General features: G+C 66.5%; 22 protein-coding genes. 6 read left to right on the top strand and 16 right to left on the bottom strand.

Going from position 1 to position 21,426, the window contains the following annotated elements; genetic code table 11:
- Positions 1 to 203 precede the first annotated feature (203 nt).
- Together DAT37_RS32735 and DAT37_RS32740 are read left to right on the top strand one after the other, a co-directional pair.
- The gene (locus DAT37_RS32735) at positions 204 to 1,451 is read left to right on the top strand and encodes a TetR/AcrR family transcriptional regulator (RefSeq protein ID WP_109529104.1); all 1,248 of its coding nucleotides are present in this window, start codon (positions 204 to 206) and stop codon (positions 1,449 to 1,451) included.
- 166 nt (positions 1,452 to 1,617) lie between these two features.
- Complete coding sequence (locus tag DAT37_RS32740) at positions 1,618 to 2,871, top strand: TetR/AcrR family transcriptional regulator (protein ID WP_109528766.1); 1,254 nt, start codon at positions 1,618 to 1,620, stop codon at positions 2,869 to 2,871.
- A 13-nt stretch (positions 2,872 to 2,884) separates the two neighbouring features.
- Here the strand turns inward: DAT37_RS32740 and DAT37_RS32745 are convergent, their stop codons facing one another.
- The 11 genes from DAT37_RS32745 to DAT37_RS32795 all read right to left on the bottom strand — a co-directional run bounded on the left by DAT37_RS32745 (position 2,885) and on the right by DAT37_RS32795 (position 12,927).
- The gene (locus tag DAT37_RS32745; RefSeq protein ID WP_232840148.1) at positions 2,885 to 3,637 is read right to left on the bottom strand and encodes a hypothetical protein; all 753 of its coding nucleotides are present in this window, start codon (positions 3,635 to 3,637) and stop codon (positions 2,885 to 2,887) included.
- 7 nt (positions 3,638 to 3,644) lie between these two features.
- Complete coding sequence (locus DAT37_RS32750) at positions 3,645 to 4,823, bottom strand: MCE family protein (protein WP_109528767.1); 1,179 nt, start codon at positions 4,821 to 4,823, stop codon at positions 3,645 to 3,647.
- Entirely contained in the window at positions 4,820 to 5,935 is a 1,116-nt protein-coding gene (locus DAT37_RS32755; RefSeq protein WP_109528768.1) for an MlaD family protein, read from the bottom strand. Before DAT37_RS32755 ends, DAT37_RS32750 begins: the two co-directional genes overlap by 4 nt.
- Entirely contained in the window at positions 5,932 to 7,032 is a 1,101-nt protein-coding gene (locus DAT37_RS32760) for an MCE family protein (protein WP_109529105.1), read from the bottom strand. The genes DAT37_RS32755 and DAT37_RS32760 overlap by 4 nt, the downstream gene beginning before the upstream one ends.
- The gene (locus DAT37_RS32765) at positions 7,032 to 8,048 is read right to left on the bottom strand and encodes an MCE family protein (RefSeq protein ID WP_408637471.1); all 1,017 of its coding nucleotides are present in this window, start codon (positions 8,046 to 8,048) and stop codon (positions 7,032 to 7,034) included. The genes DAT37_RS32760 and DAT37_RS32765 overlap by 1 nt, the downstream gene beginning before the upstream one ends.
- Entirely contained in the window at positions 8,039 to 9,061 is a 1,023-nt protein-coding gene (locus tag DAT37_RS32770; protein ID WP_109528769.1) for an MCE family protein, read from the bottom strand. Before DAT37_RS32770 ends, DAT37_RS32765 begins: the two co-directional genes overlap by 10 nt.
- 2 nt (positions 9,062 to 9,063) lie before the next feature.
- On the bottom strand, positions 9,064 to 10,494 hold the full coding sequence (locus tag DAT37_RS32775; RefSeq protein ID WP_109528770.1) for an MlaD family protein: 1,431 nt from the start codon (positions 10,492 to 10,494) through the stop codon (positions 9,064 to 9,066).
- A gap of 9 nt (positions 10,495 to 10,503) precedes the next feature.
- Complete coding sequence (locus tag DAT37_RS32780) at positions 10,504 to 11,367, bottom strand: ABC transporter permease (RefSeq protein ID WP_109528771.1); 864 nt, start codon at positions 11,365 to 11,367, stop codon at positions 10,504 to 10,506.
- Position 11,368: 1 nt separating this feature from the next.
- Positions 11,369 to 12,223, bottom strand: a complete 855-nt coding sequence (locus tag DAT37_RS32785) for an MlaE family ABC transporter permease (protein WP_109528772.1) — start codon at positions 12,221 to 12,223, stop codon at positions 11,369 to 11,371.
- A gap of 291 nt (positions 12,224 to 12,514) precedes the next feature.
- A complete protein-coding gene (locus DAT37_RS32790) occupies positions 12,515 to 12,715 on the bottom strand; it encodes a hypothetical protein (RefSeq protein WP_408637472.1) in 201 nt (66 codons plus the stop codon).
- A complete protein-coding gene (locus tag DAT37_RS32795; RefSeq protein WP_109528774.1) occupies positions 12,703 to 12,927 on the bottom strand; it encodes a hypothetical protein in 225 nt (74 codons plus the stop codon). Before DAT37_RS32795 ends, DAT37_RS32790 begins: the two co-directional genes overlap by 13 nt.
- Positions 12,928 to 13,621: 694 nt before the next feature.
- Here DAT37_RS32795 and DAT37_RS44455 point away from each other — a divergent pair.
- Positions 13,622 to 13,774: a hypothetical protein gene (locus tag DAT37_RS44455; protein WP_157978821.1), complete on the top strand. Its 153-nt coding sequence runs from the start codon at positions 13,622 to 13,624 to the stop codon at positions 13,772 to 13,774.
- The gene (locus tag DAT37_RS32805) at positions 13,771 to 14,679 is read left to right on the top strand and encodes an oxygenase MpaB family protein (RefSeq protein WP_109528776.1); all 909 of its coding nucleotides are present in this window, start codon (positions 13,771 to 13,773) and stop codon (positions 14,677 to 14,679) included. The genes DAT37_RS44455 and DAT37_RS32805 overlap by 4 nt, the downstream gene beginning before the upstream one ends.
- A 66-nt stretch (positions 14,680 to 14,745) precedes the next feature.
- Here DAT37_RS32805 and DAT37_RS32810 read toward each other — a convergent pair whose 3' ends face one another.
- The 3 genes from DAT37_RS32810 to DAT37_RS32820 all read right to left on the bottom strand — a co-directional run bounded on the left by DAT37_RS32810 (position 14,746) and on the right by DAT37_RS32820 (position 18,064).
- A complete protein-coding gene (locus DAT37_RS32810) occupies positions 14,746 to 15,543 on the bottom strand; it encodes a hypothetical protein (RefSeq protein ID WP_232840149.1) in 798 nt (265 codons plus the stop codon).
- A 217-nt stretch (positions 15,544 to 15,760) separates the two neighbouring features.
- Positions 15,761 to 17,167, bottom strand: coding sequence for a hydroxysqualene dehydroxylase HpnE (gene hpnE / locus DAT37_RS32815; protein ID WP_109528778.1), 1,407 nt, complete (start codon positions 17,165 to 17,167; stop codon positions 15,761 to 15,763).
- Positions 17,168 to 17,305: 138 nt separating this feature from the next.
- A complete protein-coding gene (locus DAT37_RS32820; protein WP_109528779.1) occupies positions 17,306 to 18,064 on the bottom strand; it encodes an SDR family NAD(P)-dependent oxidoreductase in 759 nt (252 codons plus the stop codon).
- 182 nt (positions 18,065 to 18,246) lie between these two features.
- Between DAT37_RS32820 and DAT37_RS32825 the strand changes: the two genes are divergently transcribed.
- Complete coding sequence (locus DAT37_RS32825) at positions 18,247 to 18,939, top strand: type 1 glutamine amidotransferase domain-containing protein (RefSeq protein WP_109528780.1); 693 nt, start codon at positions 18,247 to 18,249, stop codon at positions 18,937 to 18,939.
- Positions 18,940 to 18,956: 17 nt separating this feature from the next.
- Here DAT37_RS32825 and DAT37_RS32830 read toward each other — a convergent pair whose 3' ends face one another.
- Entirely contained in the window at positions 18,957 to 19,118 is a 162-nt protein-coding gene (locus DAT37_RS32830; protein WP_157978822.1) for a hypothetical protein, read from the bottom strand.
- 89 nt (positions 19,119 to 19,207) lie between these two features.
- Positions 19,208 to 19,474 carry a hypothetical protein gene (locus DAT37_RS32835; protein WP_109528782.1) on the bottom strand — a complete coding sequence of 89 codons (267 nt, stop codon included), beginning with the start codon at positions 19,472 to 19,474 and terminating at the stop codon, positions 19,208 to 19,210.
- A 590-nt stretch (positions 19,475 to 20,064) separates the two neighbouring features.
- On the opposite strand from DAT37_RS32835, the gene DAT37_RS32845 reads away from it, so the two are divergent.
- On the top strand, positions 20,065 to 21,309 hold the full coding sequence (locus DAT37_RS32845; protein WP_157978823.1) for a hypothetical protein: 1,245 nt from the start codon (positions 20,065 to 20,067) through the stop codon (positions 21,307 to 21,309).
- Positions 21,310 to 21,426: the final 117 nt, after the last annotated feature.

Genomic DNA, 21,426 nt, shown 5'->3' on the forward strand with positions numbered 1-21,426 from the left:
CTCAAGTAAGTTACCTCTTGTTCGGCAGACAAACGGATGATGTTCCCGGTGCCCTCCTACATCTTCCGTATTCGTACGCCGACATTCGGGCGCACCGGCGCGAGACAAACCCGCCTCGTCGTCACGCCGGTGCGCCCGGCCCCGTCACACCGTCGGTGACGGACGAAACCGCGCGGCGCTCACCGCTGGTTACCATGTCGGATATGAGTGTCGACAATCGCCGAACGGCGCGTAAGGCGGTCACCGGCGACTCGGCACCCCGGGAGATCCGTCGGCGGCCGAAGAACCGCCGTGCCCAGATCGCCGCCGCGTCGGCGGCCGCCTTCGGGTCGCTGGGCTACCACGGCGTCAGCATGGAGGACATCGCCTCCGGACTCGGGATCAGTTCGGCCGCCCTGTACCGCCACTACCCCAGCAAATACGCGCTGTTCCGCGAGGAACTGCTGCGGGTCGGCAAGGCGATGACCGAATCGGTCGAGGTCGGTGGTGGCGACGAGCCGTCGGCGCCGCGCGAACGGTTGCGACAGGTCGTCGACGCCCTCATCGGCGCGACCATCGAGAACCGCCCGAGCATCACCCTGGTCCGCTGGGAAGGCCGCTATCTCGACGAAGCCGATCGGCAGACCCTGGACGAACAGCAGCTGAGCGTGCTCGACGCGCTCGGCGACCGGATCGGTGAACTGCGACCGGAACTGACCGAGAACGATCGCAGGGTGCTGCGCGCCACGATGCTCAGCGTGATCACCAGCATCGCCGATCACCACGCCACCCTGCCGACGAAAGCGCTTGTCCGGCTGCTCGGTTCGGCATGTCTCGCCATCGCCGACGCGCCGCTGCCGCCCGCGGAGAAGACGGCCGAGGTGCCGGTGGTTGTCGAGATCCCCGATTCGTTCAAACACGAACTGCTGCTGCGCAAAGCCGTCGAACTCTTCCACGATCGCGGCTATCCCAATGTGAGCGTGGAGGAAATCGCGACCGCCGCGGGGCTTTCCGCCGCATCCGCGGTGTACCGCTTCTACCGGGGCAAGAGTGATCTGCTCGCCGCCGCGTTCCGCCGGGCCGCCGAACGGGTGTCGGGCGCGATCGGTCCCGCGGTCGCCGCCGCGCCTAACCCCGAGGCGGCGCTGACCGACCTGATCAGCCACTACGTCGACGGCTCCTTCGCCGAACGCGCGCTGACCTTCGTGTACTACACCGAATTCCAGCACGTTCCGGTCGAGGAGCGGACCGCGCTGCGCAATATCCAACGGCTCAGCGTCGAAGAATGGGCGCGACTGCTGCGCGAGGTGCGCCCGGAACTCTCCCCCGCCGAGGCCAGATTCCTCGTGCACGCGGCGTTCGCGCTCGTGGTCGATCTCGGGCGGTCCTTCGACTCGGCCCCCTTCGCCGCGCAGGCACGGGTGCGACTGCTGATGCAGGTGGTGCTCTTCGGACGGCCCGCCGCCGAGTGAGCGACGCCGATCGAGTGACACTATGTTATTAGATATTCTCCACCGTAATGGTTAGATCGCCTACGTTGATCTCAGCGTTACCGCATATTTGTGATCTTTCGTTCAAATAGTCTTCCGGCGCGCTGAACTCGGGTTTCCGGACGAGGAGTCGGGTTACCATCGCTGGATGGATGCCCCGAAACGTCGCGCCCCGCGGCAGACGAAAACGGAGGACGGCACCGCCCAGCGTGTGGTCCGCCGTCGCCCGCGTGATCGCCGGGCGCAGATCGCGGCGGCATCGGCCGAGGCGTTCGGCCTTTCGGGCTACCACGGCGTCAGCATGGAGGACATCGCCTCCCGTCTCGACATCAGCTCCACCGCGCTCTACCGCCACTACCCCAGCAAATACGCGCTGTTTCGAGAAGAGACGCTGCGCCTGAGCACACTCGGCGTCGAAACCGTGCGCATCCCCGAGGAACTGGCCGGCGCGCCCGCCGAGCGACGGCTCCACTACGTCATCGACACCATGATCGCGCAATGCCTCGCCAATCGCCGCAGCGCCGCGCTGCTGCGCTGGCAGAGCCGCTACCTGGAGCCCGAGGACAATCGCGTGCTCAGCGGCCAACTGGTCCGGATCCACACCGTGGTCCGCGATCTGCTGGTCGAGTTCCGCCCGGAGCTGGACGGAAGCGAGCGGGCGGTGCTGGCCGCCGCGACGCTCAGCGTCGTCGGCAGTGTGTCCGACCATCACGTCTCGGTGCCCGCGCGGGCGCTCACGACCCTGCTGGGTTCGGCGGCCCACGCGGTGATCGGTGCGGATCTCCCCGGCCTCGACGCCGAGGCCGAGACGCCAGGCGCCACCGAGATTCCGCTCACCTTCAAACACGAGTTGCTGCTCAAACGGGCCATCGAACTCTTCCACGAGCACGGCTATCCCCAAGTGAGTGTGGAGGATATCGCGCACGCGGCCGGATTGCCCGCCTCCTCGGCCGTGTACCGGTTCTACCGCAGCAAGGGCGATATCCTGGCCGCCGCGTTCCGCCGTGCGGCGGAACGGGTCTCGGCCGCGATCGGACCGGCGATCGCCGCCTCCGACGGCCCCGAGCAGGCACTGACCACCCTCATCGAACTGTATGTGCGAGGCTCCTTCGCCGAGCGCGCGCTCACCTTCGTCTACTACGCCGAGATCAGCAATGTGCCGCCGGAGGATCGCACGGTCCTGCGCAATATCCAGCGGCTCAACGTCGAGGAATGGGCCAAGCTGGTCGGCGGGATCCGCCCCGAACTCTCCGCCGCCGAGGCCAGGGTGCTGGTGCACGCCGCGCTGGCACTAGTGGTCGACCTCGGCCGCTGGCACGGCGCGGACAATCCGATCTGCACACCCGCGCGCGTCATCCGGCTGATGCAGGTCATCCTGATCGGTAGACCCGCCGCGGTGTGAGCGGGCCCGGCGGTCACTGCTGGGGTGTGGGAGCCAGCGGTGAATTCACCTTGTTGACCAGCCACTTGCCGTCCTTCTTCTCCATCCGCATCACCATCGACAGCTGACCGGGGGCCGGTTTGCCCTGCGTGCCGAGGCTGGTGATGGTCTGCCCGATCACCACGATCGCCTCGGCGGAGGTCTCGTCGCCGGATTTGATCGCGCACTGCACATCATTGGCCTTCGAGACCACTTCCCCTTGGGAGAGAACCTCTTTCAGCTCACGACTGGTGTCGTCGAACTGCTTCTTCCAGTCGCCGGTCGCACCCGCGAGCACGGCGGTGAAATAGCCGTCGAGATTCTTGGCGTCGTAATCCGCGAGGACAGGGGCGTATTCGCACGCCGCGGCGCGCGCCTGCTCCTGGGCGGCCAGCAGCGCGTCTCCCTCGCGGTCCTGGAGGAAGAAGTAGACCGACGAGGCGAGCGAGGCGCCCAGCAGCACCGCCGCCGCCGCGCGCACCGCCACGGTCCCCTTCCCGCCCGACCGGAGGCGGGCGAGCAGTCCGCCCGAACCGGACTCGGTCTCGGCGGATTCGGTATCGGCCGTAACGCCGGTGTCCGAGTCCGCGTCCGTGAGCACCGCCGCCCCGGTGGCGCTCGTCTTCCCAGCGGTCGTCTCGGCGCTCGTCGACGGCGCGGCATCCGTCACCACCGGCGCGGCGGTCCGCGCGACCTGTTCCTCGGCGGCCTCGCCCCGCGCCGTCGTATCGCTGTCCTTGTCGCTCATATCGTTCCTATCTGCCTGGTGCTGGTCGGGAGAGTTCGTCGCCGGTGACGCCGGGCGGCGGGCCGGAACCGTTGTCCGGGACGTTGGGCCGTGGCGCGTTCGCCGAACCGCGCACCTGGAGCGCCGGATCGCTGGTGACGCAGTAGTTGTAGAGCCGAACCCTGGTGTCGGTGGTTTCCAGCGTCGGGACCACGGGGATGGTGTCGTAGTCGCAGGTGGGCCGCGGCCACGGGTCGACGAGGGTGTAGAAGGCGCCGTCGTGAGCGGGGATGCCGATCGCCTCGACGCCCTCGCGCAGCGCGGGGAAAAGCGCGGCGATCGCGGGGGCGCGCAGTTTCGCGGCCCTGGTGATGGCGACGAAATTCGTCACCAGGTTCGTGATGGGATCCGTTGTCTCCTGGACGAATCCGCCGAGGGTGGCCAGTTGTCCGGGTGCGAGGTCGAGGAATCGACGCACCTCCTGGTCGGCGGCGGTCAGCTGTTCGAACAGCACGCCCGCTCCCGTGGTGAGGGTGGTCAGGTCCGGCTGCGCGTGCGAGGTGGTCTCCGAGATCACGCCGAGGTTCTCGATGAGCTGACGGGTCTGCGGGAGCAGCCCTTCCAGACCGGCCATCGCCCTGCTGATACCGGAGATCATGTTGCGCAGGCGATCGGGACCGCCCGCCAGCGCCTTGTCCAGTTCGTCGATGATCACCGTGAGCCGTTGCGGATTCAGGCCGGCGATGAGTCCGCTGACATTGGTGAGCAGGGATTCGATCGTGACCGGAGCCTCGGTCCGCGCCCGCTCGATCACCGAACCGTCGACCAGGTACGGACCGGTGTCGGAATCGGGCCGGAAGTCCAGGTATTGCTCGCCCGCCGCCGACAGCCTGCCGACCACGACCGTGCCGCCGACCGGAATCTTCGCGTCCGAGTCGATCTCGGCGACCGCCGTGATGCCGATCTCGTCCACTCGTACCTGGGCCACCTTGCCGACCCGGCTACCACGGAAGGTCACGTCGTTGTTCGACAAGAGCCCACCGGAGGTGGTGAGTTCGACGGTGACCCGATAGGTGCTCGGCAGTAGATCGAGCCGCAGGACGGCGACGCCGAGATAGGCCGAGCCGAGTACCAGCACCACGATCAGGCCGAGATTCGCGACGGCGATCCGGCGCTCCACCAGGTAGTTCCACAACGGGATATTCATCGTCCGCCTCCCGGCCGCGGTGTCGACGGCGTGCTGTTCAATCGGCCGCCGACCTTCTCGATCACCTGCGTGAGGCTGCCGATGAAGGCGGGCACATCGCCGAGTTCGGGCGCCCTGCTGCCGTCCGGATCGGTCAGCGCGCCGATACTCAGGAAGGAGATGGTCGCGGCGACGGCCAGCGTCGGCCCCTCGAAGGACGCCATGACGTTCGGATACACCTGGTCGAAACGTTCCATCGCCTGCCCGAGCTCCTCCGATTGGGAGAAGCCCGACATGAGTTTCTGGACGCTGTCGAAGAGGCTGATGAATTCCGGCGAGGTGGTGTCGGTGAAATCGCCGAGAGCCGCCATGGTCACCGAGACCTTCTGGATGAGTCCCGCGATATCCCTGTTGTTCTCCGCCACCAACCCCAGCAGACCGGGGAAGGTATCGGCGGCGACGCCGAGTTCGGCTTTGCGCCGGGCGAGTTCGCCGGTCAATACCGAGATGCCGTTCAGCGTGCCGTCGATATCGGCGGTGCGCTGGTTGAGTGCCGCGATCGCACTCGACAATTCGTTGAGCACGTGCGCCAATTGCGGTGCGCGCCCGGCGAACATGGAATCCATCTCGGAGGTGATCTTGGCCGCCTGGTTCAGGCCGCCGCCGTTGAGCAGCATGGAGATGGAGACCATCAGCTGCTCGACGGACGCGCCCGCCGCGGTGTTCTCGACACCGATGGTGTCGCCCGGACCCAGCAGCTGCGCGTCGGGTGTGGCCGCGGGCAGCGTCATGGCGATGAAGACGTCGCCGAGCGGGGTGGCCTGACGCAATTCGGCCGTGGTGCCGCGCGGCAGTTGGATATCGGTGCGGATCAGCATTTCGACATCGGCGATGAAGTTGGTGGATTCGATCTCGGTCACCACGCCGATATCGGTGCCGCCGATTTTCACGTGCGCGCGTTCGGGCAGGTTGAGGGCGTCACGGAAGGCCGCGTGGATGACGTAGCCGTCTCCGCCGATTCCCGGTTTGGGCATCGGCACGTTCTCCACGGTGATCGCGCAGCCGCTCGTCGCACCGGCGACGACCAGCGCCGCCAGCGCGCGTGCCGCGTAATTTCCTGTGCGCGCGCTCATTCGGTGATCCCGAGGAGTGCGGCGGTGAGTCCGAAGTCGGGGCCCATATCCTGAATCTTTCCGGTGCGACAGCCGTCGAGCCGCATCTGGACGCGTTCGCAGAACAGCGACAGCGCCTCGCCGTCGAGCACCGCCTTGTCCAGCAGGCCGTGCAGCCGCAGCGCACGGTGCTCGCGGCTCACCGAGTTGGAGAAGTTCTGGAGGAAAAGCGGTGTGACATCGATGATTTCGGTCAGCCCGCGCGCGTTGGCGCGCATCTGCTCGGTGATGGTGACGAATCGGGTCAGCGCGCCCGCCAGCTGATCCCGGTTCTCCCCGACCACCATGGAGGTATTGGCGACGAAGTCGTTGAGCTGGGAGAGCACCGCGTGCAGTCCGGGAGCCTGTTCACCCATCAGCTGCACCAATTCGGTCAGTCTGCCGCTGAAATCGCGCACGGTCTGATCGTTGGACGCGATCACCTGGGTGATGTCGTTGAGTTTGACGATGGTGTTGGCGATCTGGTCCTTGTTGGCCAGGGTCACCTCGAAGGCCGACGACAGCGAGTCCAGCGTCTGCCTGAGCCGGTCGCCGTTGCCGTCGAGCAACGGGAACAGCACCCGACTCGCCATCGGACCGCTTTCGTTGTCACCCGCGAGCGCGGCGCCGAGTTGGTCGAAATTCTCCAGGATCCGGTCGAGCTCGACCGGAGTTCTGGTGCGCGCCAGGGGGATATGGTCGCCGTCGGCCAAGGCCGGACCGTCGCCGGTGTAGGCGGGGGCCAGTTCGACGTGCCGATTGGTGATCAGCTGCGGGGAGATCAGCGCCGCCATCGCGTCGGCGGGGATCTTGACATCCTTGTCGATCGACATGACGACTTCGACATAGCTGCCCCGCGCGGTCACCGTGTCCACCTGGCCCACCGGGACGCCGAGCACGGCGACCTCGTTACCCGCGTAGAGACCGGCCACATTCTCGAAATCCGCGCTGATGCGCAGATGTTCGTCGAGGTATTCCCCCGGCAGCGAGGCGATGCTGTCCGGCAGCACCGAACATCCCGAGGCGAATGCCACGGCGGCGCACATCACCACGAGTTTCATCACCGTACGAATCTTCATCAGTTGCATCCCGGTACCGCCTGTGCGAAACAGAGCCAGTTGTCCGGCAGGATCCACGGCGCCCAGACGTCGCCGTAGGGACCGTTGCCGAGCGCGTTGTTGAACTGCCGGAAAGCCACCGGCATGATCTCGTAGAGCCGATCCAGGTTCTCCCGGTTCTTCTCCAGACCCTCGGTCATGGTGTTGAGGTTCTCGATGAGCGGACCGAGCTGGCCGTTGTTCTCGATACCCATCTGCTGGAGCAGCCCCGAGAGCGCGGCGACATTGTCGAGCAGGCTGCGCAGCATCGTCTGCCGCTGGGCCACCGCATTGCCGATCGCCTCGCCCCTGGTCAACAGCAGCAGCACGCTGTTCTGGTTGTCCGCGACCAGTTCCGACACCTGGTCCATACTCTTCAGCAGTGTGTCGACCTCGTCGCGACGCTCGTTGATGACCTTCGCCAGCGACCCGATGCTGTCCAGCGCCGCGACTGTCAGCTGCGGGGAATCCCCCATCTGGCGGTCGAGCAGGTCGAGCGACTGCCGGAGTTTGTCGGGGTCGATGCGTTCGATCCGCTCGAACGACGAGGTGTATTTCGGATCCTGGATCACCTTGGCCAGGTTGTAGGGCACCGCGGTGTTCTCCAGCCGGATGGTGTCGTCGGGCAGGGCGTCTCCCCGGCCCGGCGTCAACTCCACGTGCAATCTGCCGAGGATGGTCGACATCTTGATCGCCGCCCTGGCATTGCTGCCGAGCCGCAAGTCACCACGGACGCGCAGGTCGATGACGACCTTGTCCCCCACCAAGCGGACCGAACGGACCGCGCCGACCTCGATACCGGAGACGTCGACGGTCGCGCCGGGACGTAACCCGGCGGCCTGCGCGAATTCGGCGTGGATCGTCTTGTCCGCCAGCCGCATCTCCGAGACCGCGCTCGACACGACCAGCAGCAGCGCGACCGCGGCCGCGGCCATCACACCGAGCCACAGATATCGGTTCTTCGCATACCAGGACAGACGTGATGTCGTCATCGGCATACCTCCGATTGCGAGTTGCCGCCGACCTGGGAGAACAGGCCGGGTGGCAGGAGCACGCCCCACAGCGAGACGTCGAGCCTGCAGATGTAGGCGTTGGCGTACCCGCCGTAGCTGGTGAAACGCGCCAGGCCGTTGAGCACCGTCGGAAACTGGACCGCGGCCCGGTCCAGCGCCGCGCCGTTGACCAGCAGCAGCGCGATACCGGTGGTCGCGTCGTTCTGCGCCCTGGCCAGATCGGGTCGCACCTGGGTGACGAGCCCGACGAGCGAGTCGGTCGCGGTCGCCACCTGATCGACCGAGCTCTTGAGCGATTCGCCCTCCGCGTAGAGCGCTTCGACCAGCGAGCGAGCCTGGGTGATCAGCGTTTCGAGTTCGTGGCTGCGATTGGCCAGGCCGCCGAGCACGCTGCTGAGGTTGGTGATGACATCGCCGAGGATCCGGTCGCGCTGGCCGAAGGTGCCTGCCAGTTCGGCGGCCTGGGTGATCAGCATGCTCAGCGAGACGCCGTCACCCTGCAACGCCTGGATCAGCGTCTCCGACAGCGAATTCACCTGATCCGGTTGCAGAACCCCGAACAGCGGTTCGAATCCGGACAGCAGCGAGGAGACATCGAAGGAGGGCTCGGTGCGCTCGATCGGGATGTGCGCGCCGGGGCGCAACACCTCGCCGTCCCCCTCGCCGGGAATCAACGCGATATAGCGCTGACCGATCAGGTTCTGGTACCGGACGAGCGCTTTCGTCGTGGTGGTCAGCCGTTGCCGGTCCTGGAGGCGGAATTCGATCTCGGCCATGTAGTCGTCGTCGAAGTCGATGCCGTCCACGCGACCGACGCGCACGCCCGCCATGCGGACGTCGTCGCCGACCCGCACACCCATCACATCGGAGAAGGTCGCGGAGTAGGTCGCGGTGTCGCCGGGCACCGAGCGTTGCAGTGTCGACCAGATGGTGTAGGTCAGCAGGATCGCCAGCACCGCGAAGAAGCTGAAGCCCGCGAGCGATTTACCGGATTTCACGGTCAGTTACCCCCTTCCTCGGTGTCGTACACGGTGACGGTTCCGCCCGCGATCAGCGGTGTGATCAGCAGCAATTGCGCGGCCGTCGGCGGACCGCCGACCACGGCGGCGACGCCTGCGTATCCGCGTCCGGACGCGATCGGTCGCGCGCTCGGCGTCGCGCCGGTGTTGTTCGACGCGGGCGCGGTGATTCCGGGAATCGCCGGAATACCGGGTATGCCGGGCAGACCCGGAACCGTGGGAGTTCCCGCGGTCCCGGTGCCGAGGGCCCCCTGCGCGCCCGGCACGATCGCGACCGGCGCGGGCCCTGCGGCGTCGAGCCAGCGCGGCAGCATCTGGGGCGGATACACCTGCGCCGGAGCGACTTCGGGGATAGTGGGCCCGCCGCAGCGCGGCCCGTACATGTCGCCGTAGCGCGGGCAGTCCGCGGCGGTGTACTGCTGGAACGGCGTGAGGCTCACATCCATCGCCCACACCATCTGGCGTTTCGGACCGAAGGTGAAGACCGAGCCGAGTTTGCCCAGCGTCGCGTTGAGGTTGCTCACGGTGAACGGGATCGCGTCCGGGTCGCGGGCGAGGTCACCGAACACCTGATCGAGACCGGGCACGAGTTCTTTCGCGGCATTCGGATTGGCCGCGAACAGCGCGTTCACCGAGTCGATGGTGCTGCTCGCGTTCGCCAGCAGGGCGATCAGATTGTCGCGGCGTTCGGTGAGCGTGCGCGCCACGGTCACCGATTCGGTCAGCACACCCACCAATTCGGGCGCGGACTTGCTCAATTCGGTGGTGGCACGCCCCAGGTCACCGAGCAGATTCCCGATGCCGGGTGTCCCGTGGATCTGGGTCAGCCAGAGGTCGAGGCGTTCGACGGTGGACCCGGGGGCGCGCGCACCGGGCTCTAGCGCCGCGGCCAGCGTCGCCAGCACCCGGCCGAGCTTCTCCGGCTGGATATTGTCGAGCACATCGCGCAGCACGGTGAGCGTGGTCTGCAACTGCATGGCGCCCGCGCCGGTGTCCTCGGGAATGACAGCGCCCGCCGACAGCTTGGCGCCGCCCGACCCGCTGTCGACCAGTTCGATCGCGGTCACGCCGAACAGGTTGTTGGGTACCACCCGCGCCTTCACTCCGGCCGGAATAGTGTGGGCGACATCGGGTTTCAAGCCGACATCGGCGCGCTGGCGCAAACCCTTGCCGACCACCTCCACCTGTTCGACGGAACCGACGACCATGCCGCGGAATTTCACGTCGGCGTGGGCGGGCAGGCCGTCACCGGTGCTGGTGAGTTCGACCGTCACCGCCACCTTCTCCTCGAAGTATCCGTTGTAGCGCAGCACGAGCAGCCCCGCCGCGACGGCGACGGCGACGATCATGGCGATGCCGGACACGGTGAGCTGACGGGCCGTCGGGCCGCGTCCGCTGGGATCGAGCAACATCCGCGGCCCCTATCCCGAGATCCGGAATCCGGGGTCGATGCCCCAGATAGCAAGGGTCATGAACAGATTGGTGAAAACCATGACGACGATGACCATCTTGATCGCGCGGCCCGCCGCCACCCCGACCCCTTCGGGGCCGCCGGTCGCGGTGTAGCCGTAGTAGCACTGGATGAAGGTCGCGAGCAGCGTGAAGACCGCGACCTTGAGCAGGGAGTAGAAGACGTCGGGGCCGATGAGGAATTGGAAGAAGTAGTGGTCGTAGGTGCCCGCCGAGGTGCCGCCGAGGAACAGCACCGACAGTTTCGTGGCGAGATAGGCGGTGGCGAGGCCGACCGTGTACAGCGGGATGATGGTCAGTGTCGACGCGATCATCCTGGTGGTGACCAGATACGGCAGCGGGCGGATGGCGATGGATTCGAGTGCGTCGATCTCCTCGGAGATCCGCATCGAGCCGAGTTGCGCGGTGAAGCGGCAGCCCGCCTGGATGGCGAAGGCGAGGGTGGCCAGGATGGGCGCCAATTCCCTCGTGGTGGCGAAACCGGAGATGGCGCCGGTCAGCGGGCCCATCGTGAGCAGGTTCAGCGCCGAGTACGACTCCATGCCGACCGTGATGCCGCCGAAGGCGCACAGGATGATGACGACACCGACCGTGCCGCCGCCGACCACCAGCGATCCGTTGCCCCAGCCGACGTCGGCGGTGAGCCGCAGCACCTCTTTGCGATACTGCCGCATCGCGAGCGGAATCGCGGCCACCGCTTGGAAGAACGTGATGACCTGATGCCCGATGCGCTGATTCACCTGATACGGGACCGCCACCGCCGCACCTACCGCGCGGAACGGCTTCAGCGCGGGTGGGGTGTATCGCGAGCCCACCTCAGATGACCTTCGTCGGGAACAGCGTGTTGTACAGCTGCGTCAGGATGATGTTGGTCGCGAACAGCATCAGCGCCGAGGTGACCACGGCCGAGTTGACCGCGTTCGCGACACCGCCCGGTCCGCCCTTGGCGTGTAATCCGATGTCGCAGGCGATGATCGCGGTCAGCGCGCCGAATACCGCCGCCTTCACCAGGGCGATGCTCAGATCGTTGGCCACCGCGAACGACGAGAACGAGCTGATGAACGAGCCGGGCGTCCCGGACTGGGCGTAGACGTTGAACATATAGGCGGTCGCGAATCCGACGAAGACGACGAAACCGCACAGCAGCATGCTGACCAGCACCGCCGCCAGCAGTCTCGGCGCGACCAGTCGGCGCACCGGGTCGACGCCCATGACCATCATCGCGTCGATCTCCTCGCGAATGGTGCGTGAGCCGAGGTCGGCGCAGATCGCCGATCCGACCGCGCCCGCGATCATCAACGAGGTGACCAGCGGTGCGCCCTGGCGGATGATCCCGAGGCCGGCGACCGCGCCGATGAAGGTGGTCGCGCCGACCTGATTGACCAGGGCGCCCACCTGGATCGACACCACGACCGCGATGGGGATCGCGACGAACACCGTCGGCGCGGCCGAGACGCTCGCCATGAACGCGCACTGCTTGATGAACTCGTGGTAGGGGAACCGGCGCGCGAAGAGGGCACGGAACAGCTCGATCACCGCGTCGCGGCCGAGCATCACTTGACGGCCGAGGGTTTCGAGCGAGCGCTGTGGATGCCGCTGCCACAGCCCTCTCAGGTCCTGTACCGCCGATTCCAGATCGCTCTGTCTCGGAGGTCTTTCGGTGGTGGTCACTGGTGCCCGAGTCCTTTCCCGGCTGTCCGTCGCTCACTCGCCGACCGATGGTCCGGTCTCCCCCGGCGAGGCGCGGAGCGTGTGCAGTGTCGCATGGATCCGACGTGAGACACAACACAGATATGAATATGAATTCTCAGGATGAATGTTCGCCGATATGCGACAGAATCGAGTCACGCGAGCGTAATTCAGCAGTACTGCCGCCTAATTCGGGCAGAACTCATCGAATCGGCGACGGACGATCTCTCTTAAGTTTCCGGCCGATATTTCAGAAGATTGCGCTGTCCCGAACTATGCCTGCTCACTGAGCCGGTGTTCCAGCAGCACCAGGAGGTAGCCGAGGACACCGACGCCTGCCACGAGGGCGCTCAGCACCGCGAGCCACAGTCCGTAACGCAGGACCGGATTCACCTTCATCCGCCCACCGAGGATCTTGATACCGATCACCAGGATGTCGATGAGCCACACCAGCGCCATCATCAGGTCATGCACACATTCGAGAAGGTGAGCACCGGCCAGCACACGATGGAACCGAGGAAGGACATGACGACGTCGAGTCCGTGCATATCTTTCAGATGCGCGGTGTGCGTCAACGTCCAGATGAGACCGATCAGCCCATAAGGGATTCCGAGGATGATCAGGGTCCCGACGAACTCGGAAACCTTCATCTCGTAGCTGAATATTCGATCCAGCTTCTCGAGCATGTACGTGCGTCCTTTCCTGTGCCGGAACGAGTACCGCGGCGCCCCTGCCTCGGCCCCGAGGGATCGTCGCGACGCTGGAGCGAGCCCCACCGCGTGACCACCCGTCCGGTATGCGCCCATATGTTACGCACGATTCTCGAGTAAGCGGAAGTCCTACGAGCGAATCCACCTCGCACTACGGCGGTATCCACGCGAAAAGGCCGCGTCAGCCCATCTCGCGAGGGCTCTATGTTGCCATTGGTTCCGGCATGGCAGCGGGTCGGACAGCGGAAATCCGTCAAGGCGCGGACGACATCCACGCCCCTTCGCGCGCGAGAAACCCCGGAAGGTTTGCCACCATTCGATCACAGACCGGCCGATCTACCGATAACTACGCGCGAATCCACCCGGCACCGACACCGCGAGATACTCGAGCTGCCCGATGTCTCATAATCCCCGTTTACGGCGTATTTATCGCATCGAAACCGCCGCGCCGGGCCCTCCGATCGAATCCGGAACAAGCTCGCGAATCGATGAGAATATGCAGTAACATATCGCTGCGGGGCCGAACCCGCGCCACCCGTCCGTCGGAGGTTCGATGACGTTTCACACGGTGCCGCGCACCGCGGATATCGGCGTGCGTCGGATCCTCGGGAGCCCGGGTTCGGACGCGGACAGAGGAACCGATGCTCACCGGCTTGTCGATGAACGAAAAATGAAGGTGCTCAACGGAATTCTCGGTACGGAAATGACGGTGTTCGAATTCCTCGGCTGCCTGTTCCTCACCGCGGTTCTCGTCGCCACCGCACGGGCCGTCACGACGCTGTGCGTTCGTGCCGTCCGCAGCATCACGAAAGGAATGGCATGACCGCCGCCGCTCAGCCGAGAGATCACCGGGACACCACCGCCCCGAACGCGGACCGGACCCGCATTCACATCAGCACCTCACATCGCCCGCTCACCAAGCGGCCGCTGAAACTGTCCGACGCGTTGGACTTCTGGTCCTTCGCGGGCGCGGCGGCCAATGTGGCGATGCAGATGGCGCGACCCGGCGTCGGCTACGGGGTGGCCGAGAGCAAGGTCGAATCCGGGTCATTGATGAAACATCCGTGGAAGCGGGCCCGCACCACCACGCAGTACCTGGCCGTGGCCATCCTCGGGACGGACGAGGAGCGAGCGGCCTATCGCGAGGCCGTCAACGCGGTGCACCGGCACGTGCGCTCGGCGCCGGGCGCTCCGGTGAAGTACAACGCGTTCGACCGCGATCTCCAGATGTGGGTCGCCGCATGCCTCTACATCGGCTTCGAGGACACCTACCAGCTGCTCCAGGGGCGCATGAGCGAGGAACAGGCCGAGGCCTTCTACGCGTCGTCGTCCACCCTCGGCACGACCCTCCAGGTCACCGAGGAGATGTGGCCCGCCACCCGCAAGGATTTCGACGAGTACTGGAACAGGGCCTGCGAGCAGGCGGTCCTGGACGACTACGTGCGTTCCTACGTCGATGATCTGCTCGAGCTGCGAATGATCCACTGGTATCTACGGCTGCCGTTCCGGAAACTGCTGCAATTCCTCACGATCGGCTTCCTCGCGCCGCATTTCCGCGAGCAGATGCAGCTGAAATGGTCCGCGACCGATCAGCGCCGCTTCGAGCACCTGTTCGTTTTCGTCGGGTTCGTCAACCGCTTCATTCCGCGTCCGCTGCGCCATGGCGGCAGCCACGCGCTGATGGCCGATCTCCGGATTCGTATGCGCAGGCAGAAACAACTGGTCTGAGGAAACGGCTCGGCCCGCCCGGAGGTTCGAAAACCCTCGGGCGGGCCGATGTGCTGTTCGGTCGGGTCAGCCTTCGACCGTCTCGTCCAGCACCTGTTCGGCGGGGGCCGCGCTAGCCGGAGCGGCTTCGAGTGCGCGCGGCGGGGCGGCGAGAGCGGCGGTCATACCGACACCCGCGCCGATGCCCGCGCCGATCGCCGCGAGCGGCGCCGCCATCAGGCCGAAGCCGTAGGCGGCGCCGAGCGGGGCGGCGGCGAGACCGATCGGGGCGAACGGCAGACCGATGGCCAGCCCGATACCGCCGCCGACGCCCGCGCCGATGAGCGCGAACGGACTCGCGAACGCGGCGCCCGCCGTGGCGCCGATGGCGGCGGCGCCGATGGTCTGGCTCGCGACCCGATCGGAGCGCGTGCGTTCCATACCGACCGAATCGAGGAACGTGGCGAGATTCGCCTCGGCCTGCGCCGACCCGTCGTTGATCTGGATGGCCTGTTCCCTCGGCAGCCATTCCGGCGATTCGACCTGGACGTCACCGAAGCGCAGCATGCCGGGCGGCGGCGCGATCGGCGGTACCGGCGCGACCGCGACGGGTGCGTGCAGGGCTTCCAGCGGAGCCAGGTACTCGCCCTTCGGGATCGGGCGCGCCCACTGCAACGACGTCAGCGTGTCTTCGGGAATCCGAGTGCCCTGGTAGGGGCGCACGTTGGGCACGTCGGCGGCAGGCCACTGCGGCGCCTCGTCCGCCACCGCGTCGGCGATCGCCGCGTCGCTCCGGCTCACCGGGGCGAACTGCTCGGGCTCGGCATTCGCGGTACCGGTCCCCACCAGGGTCAGGACAACGGGGACCGCGCCCGCCACGACCATGGACCCTATTTTCTGTCGACGCGGGCTGGTCGCCCTGTGCTTGCCGGTGCCCATCTAACGCCTTTCATCCTGAAAGAACTTGTCGTTTCGCATTCGGACCCGCGGGGACCACGGATTGCCTGACACGCGAAGACAACCGCGAGAATATGCGGCCACCAGGTCTTTCAGAATTGTTCAGCCGACTTGATACGGCGCTGTGGACTGCTGTCGGCGAGTGTCACCCCTCGGCCGCGCCGACGCGCGCGCCGAGGAACTCGCGAACCGCGTCGACGGCGAGCACCGCGCTCTCCGCGGCGGCTTCCATGGTCGACGGCAGGCCGGTGCGGGTCCAGTCGCCGGCGAGGAACAGTCCGTCGATCGGCGTGCGCTGCGGAAGTCGGAGCGCGTCGAAACCCGGTTGCGCCGAGAAGGTCGCCTGCGGCTGGTGGATGACGTGGGTGCGCAGCACCTGCGCCTGCCCGACCTCCGGATAGTGCTTCGCCAGCGATTCCAGTGCCGCCGCGGTGAATTCGGCGTTGGGCAGGTGCACGACATCCCAGGACGCGCTGACCGCGAGCGAATAGCAATGCCCGGCCTCGGTCTCGACACCGTGCATCCCGGTGGTGTCGAAAACCCACTCGATGGTGGTGTCGCGCAGATTCTCCGCGAGTCTGCGCATCCGCAGCGGACGGTCCAGCCACACGTACACGCTCGAAATCGGCGCGGGCTCGATCTTGCGCGCGGGTGTGAAATGGTCGTACTGCCCGAGGCGTCCGCGATCGAGCAGTGTCGTCAGCGACCAGGGCGGCAGCGTGAGCACCGCGGCGTCGACCTCGATCACCCGCCCGTCGGAGAGCCGGACACCGGTGAGTCCGTCGTCGGTGATCTCGATATCGACGACACCGGTCCCGACCACCACCTCCGCACCGCGCTCCAGCAGGAAACGCTCGGCGGGCGCGACGAACAACTCGTGCAGACTCACCCGTGGCCAGACCGCGTCACCGGCACGCGGATTCCCCGAAAGCGCTCGCCCGCTGATGAATCGCAGCGTCTGGGCGAACATGTAGGCCGACACCCGGTCCGGCTTCTCGTTCAACAGTCCGATGACGAACTGGTCGAGCACCAACGCGCGCAACGATTCCGGTACGCCGATCCGGCGGAACCAGCGGTCGACGGTCAGATCGTCGAGCGCGGGATCCGGGCGACGGGCGGCGAACGCGATCCTGGCCCAGCTGCGCACCGCGGCGGGCCGATCGCGCAGCGGGATCGGCGGCCACGCCAGCCAGGACAGTCCGATCGCGCGGCGCAGCGTGTGCGGCAACCACGCGGGGGCGCGCATCGTCAGCAGGCGATCCGGTCCGGTTCTGATCGCGAACGGCGGTGCGTCCCAGTGCAATCGATCGCGGGTACCGATGGTGTCGACGTAGCGCAGCAGAGCGTCGTAGCAGCCGGCGAACAGATGCTGTCCGTTGTCGACCCTGCCCTCGATTCCCGGCACCTCGAACGAGATCGTCCGACCGCCGAGCCGCCCCCGCTTCTCCACCAACGTCACCCGGTGACCCGCCTCCGCGAGCCAGACCGCCGTGGCCAATCCGGCCAGGCCCGCGCCCGCCACCAGAATGTGCGCGGATTCCTGCTGCCTCATCGGCACCTCCGGTGTGCGTCGACTGAGCGACTGAATGAGAAGAAAACGCTGTCATCATCGCATCGCGGTGCCGGGTTGTATAGAGCGGAATCGGTGATCCCGAGCCGGGATCGGACATGGGGCCGCGGCGATCTCGCGTCAGCCGACGAACTGTTGCCCGCCGTCGATGTCGTAGGTCGCGCCGGTCAGCGCGGTATTGGTCATCAGATGGACCGCCAGCGCCGCGACATCGGCGGGGCCGACCACCCGCCCGATCGGAAGCGTGGCCGCCAACTCTCGCCGACGCTCCTCTAGTCGGTCCCCGAGCAGCGAGGCCGACAGGGGCGTGTCCACGAATCCGGCGGCGATGAGATTCACCCGCACGGGTGCGAGTTCCAGGGCCAGGGCCGCCGTGAACGGAGGCAGCGCGGCGGTGGCCGCCGAGACGATTCCGGCACTCCTGGATATGCGCCGTCCACCGGTGCCACCCATGAAAACCAACGAACCCCGGTCGTTCAGCGCGCTCGCCGCGTGGCGCGCCACCGCGAGGTAGGTGGCCACATGACCGCTGAGAACCTCGCGCACCTGGGCCGAATCCATTTCCAGCAGCGGCGCGTAGCGGGGTCCGCCCGCGGTGACCATGACGTGGTCGACCTTCGCGGGCAGTTCAGCGAAGAAGGTCGCCAGCGCGTCGTCGTCGGTGACATCGAAAGCGGCGGTGCGTTGAGCTCCGACGTCGGCGGCGGCGCGCGTCAACCGGTCGGGATCGCGGCCGGTGAGCACCACCTCCGCGCCTTCGGCACGCGCCCGCCTGGCCGTCTCCAACCCGATGCCCGCACTACCGCCGATCAGGACGACCGTGCGGCCGACCAGCTCCGATCCCGGTCGGCCGGCGCTCGCGGTGGTCATATCGCTCATGGCTTCTCCGTTGGATGTCGACGACCAGATTCAGCTTACTTTCGGCAAACCGATCGCGCATCGGGAAGCCCCTTACATTGCCGTCGGTATCGACACCGCTTTACAGTGGATATCGGCTCGGGTCGCCCGGATGTAGATATCGCTCGCTCACGGCCTCACAACCGGCAAGGGAGTAACCAGTCATGGCCAAAGTTCTCTTCGTGATGACCGGCGCCGCGTATTGGACGTTGAAAGACGGCACCCGACACCCGACCGGCTACTGGGCCGAGGAATTCGCCGCGCCCTACAGCGCCCTCACCGGGGCTGACCACGATATCGTCGTCGCCACCCCGCGCGGCGCGATACCGCACGTCGACTCGATGAGCCTGCGACCCTCGATGGCGGGCAGCGAGCAGATCGCCCTCGACCTGGAGGAAGTCCTGCGCTCCGCGGAGGAGTTGCGCCGACCGATCGAATTGGCCGACGCCAGGCTCGCGGACTACGACGCCGTGTACTACCCCGGCGGCCACGGGCCGATGGAGGACCTGTGGAAGGACGCCGATTCCGGAAGGCTACTGACCGCGTCTCTCACCTCCGGCAAACCACTCGCAATCGTGTGTCACGCGCCGGTGGCGATCCTGGCGACCAGACGCAACGGAGTGTCGCCTTTCACCGGCTACCGCATGACGGCCTACACCAACGACGAGGAGGACGCCGTCGGGCTGCGTGAGAAGGCATTCTGGACGGTGGAGGACGGGCTGGTCGAACTCGGTGTCGACTTCACCCGAGGCGAGATCTGGAAGCCCTACACCGTCGTCGACCGCAACCTGTTCACCGGCCAGAACCCCGCCTCGGCCGCACCGCTCGCGGAACAAATTCTCGAAGTCCTCGGGTAGCGCGCGCGACGACGAGATCAGGTGCGGCGCATGAACGCCATTGTGTAGTAGACGTTCTCGAAACCACCGGTCTGGGGCGAGCTCAGGACCAGGTTCCGGCGCGGATAGGACCTGAGGTCGACAACGCCGTTCAACACGGCGAAAACATCGAAAACCGGTCCGGGCACGGGAGGATTCATGTCCCCATCGTCGCGCATGCGTGTCGACACCGGTCCCGCGCGACCACGTGACCGCAGAGACGACTCACCCCCGGGCCCGGGCGATCGGCTCATAGGGAGTAGTGGTCGGCGCGGGCGTCGGGCACGATACGTCCCGCTTCGACCAGCGCGCGGAACGCGGCGGCCTTGCGGGAGCAGTCGTCGGCGCGGCATCCGCAATGTGATTGCATCACGGTATGTGCTTGTTCGACGCTGAAAGGCGCTGCGGGTGAGTCGTGTTCGCGGGAGCCTTGGGTGCGGTCGAGCCAGCTGCCGACCACACCCGCCACGGCGACGAGCAGACCGCATCCGAGCAGGATCGACCAGAGCGATCCCATGGGTTCAGTGGCCGGCGGCTCGGCGGGAACAGAAGGCCGACGCGGTTAGGTATTGGTGGCAGACGGCGCCGTGACCCGCGTGCACCGAGAGGATGAATCGGGCACGGTCGTAGTCGAGGGATAATGGTTCCTGTGTGCAGTCACGGCTCTGAATCAGCCACAGTTCCCTGATATCCGAGTTCGGTACGTCCATCGTTCACCTCCGGGGGTTCGTGTGCATCCGGCACCGGAAAGCGTCCCCGGATACCGCGCTCGAAGCGGCTGGATCGGACCGCTTCGGGACCGTGCGCCGGTAATTTTCCGGAGAGCGGACGCCTTCGAAAGGTCTGGGCACAACCCGGTGCCGGATGCACTTCCAGAGTGCGCGTTGCGATTCGGTGCATAACAGACCCGAAGACGGTAAATGCGAGTAATTTCCGATTGAACCAGCCTGGTGTAAGGAAGCAGGACCTATGCTCGAGATCGACTGGACGGGCGAGGACGTGATGGCCCTTCGCGCGGCGATGAGGCGAAGTCGCTACGAGTTCGCACGCTTGGTGGGCGTTACCCCGCGCACCGTGGTCTTGTGGGAGAAGGGCCGGACAACCCGGATGCATGCCGCAAGCCGGCGACTACTCGACCGGGTGCTGTCCGAATCCGATTCAGTTGTCGTCGCCCGATTCGAGCGGGCGATCTCGGCGGGCCACGACGCGGCCAGTGAAACCGGAGACGCGAGCTCGGTGCTCGTGCCGAACACCAAGCTCGGTAGGGATAACGCGCTGGAACACACGGCGATCCGTGCAGCGCCGATCGGGCTCGACAAGGAAGTCGAGGAAGACGACGTGAGACGTCGAGAGTTGCTGGCCTGCATCGGCGCGGGCCTGGCCGGCCAGGCGGCAGACCTCGTGGCGAACGAGCCCGAGAAGATGCTGGCCACGCTGGACGCGGGTTCCATCAGCGAACGCAGGCTGGGGTTGCTGGAAGAGGCCGCCGATACCCTCGGTAGCCGAGTGGTCCAGGTGCCGCCGCACGAATTGCTGCACACCACGCTGGAACAATTCCGCACGGTTCGTGGATGTCTCGGCGAAAGGCAGGCGACACTCCATCAGATTCGGCTGGTCCGCACCGCGGGACGGCTGGCGAATGTCGTCGGCGAAATACTCTTCAACGAAGGCCATTTCGGTCGCGCGCGAAACTGGTACACGACCGCGATTCACGCGGCGCAGGATATCGGCGATCGCTATTCCGAGGATATCGCCCTGGCGGGCCTGGCCTATCTGCCCACCTACAGCGACAAGCCGCGAGAAGTGCTGGATCTGCTCACGCCGCGGCTGTCCGAGAACCCGCGTACGGGTGCGGCGGCGGCCTGGTTGTGGGGTATGGCGGCGCGCGCGCACGCCGATCTCGGCGACGGTGACCAATTCGCGTACTGCATCGATCGATCGAGCGCCGCGCTCGACGGTCTGTCGAGCGCGGACCTCCCGGTCGGCATCTTCTCGTTCCGACCCGAGAAACTCGCCTTCTATCGGGCGATCGGCTACGCCAGGCTCGGCCGCCCCGACGAGACGGCGGCGGCCGCCGCGCACGCGATCTCGCTCTACGATCCGCGCGAGACGATGGAACCCGCGCTGGTCCGGTTCGAGCACGCCGCGGCGCTGCTCGGCTCGGGCGAGGTGGAGCAGGCGTGCGCGGTAGCGACCGCGGCCATCACCGACGGCCACACCTACGTGGGGCTGACGGTGACCAAACGCGCGAAACAGTTCGATTCCACCCTGTCCCGGTGGCAGGGGCGCGCGGTCTCGGACTGGCGTCAGCAGGCCCATCCGGTCATCGAATCGGCGCACGCCAGGGCCTGATCCCGGACCCCGAGGCGGGACGCACCGGCCGGCAAGGGGGTTCACCGGTGCGTCCCGCGCATTCAGGTGGCTGTGGGGCTCATGGGGCTCGTCGCGACGATGAGCCCTCCCGACCCG

The organism is Nocardia aurea, from assembly GCF_003123685.1.
Lineage (GTDB): Bacteria > Actinomycetota > Actinomycetes > Mycobacteriales > Mycobacteriaceae > Nocardia > Nocardia aurea.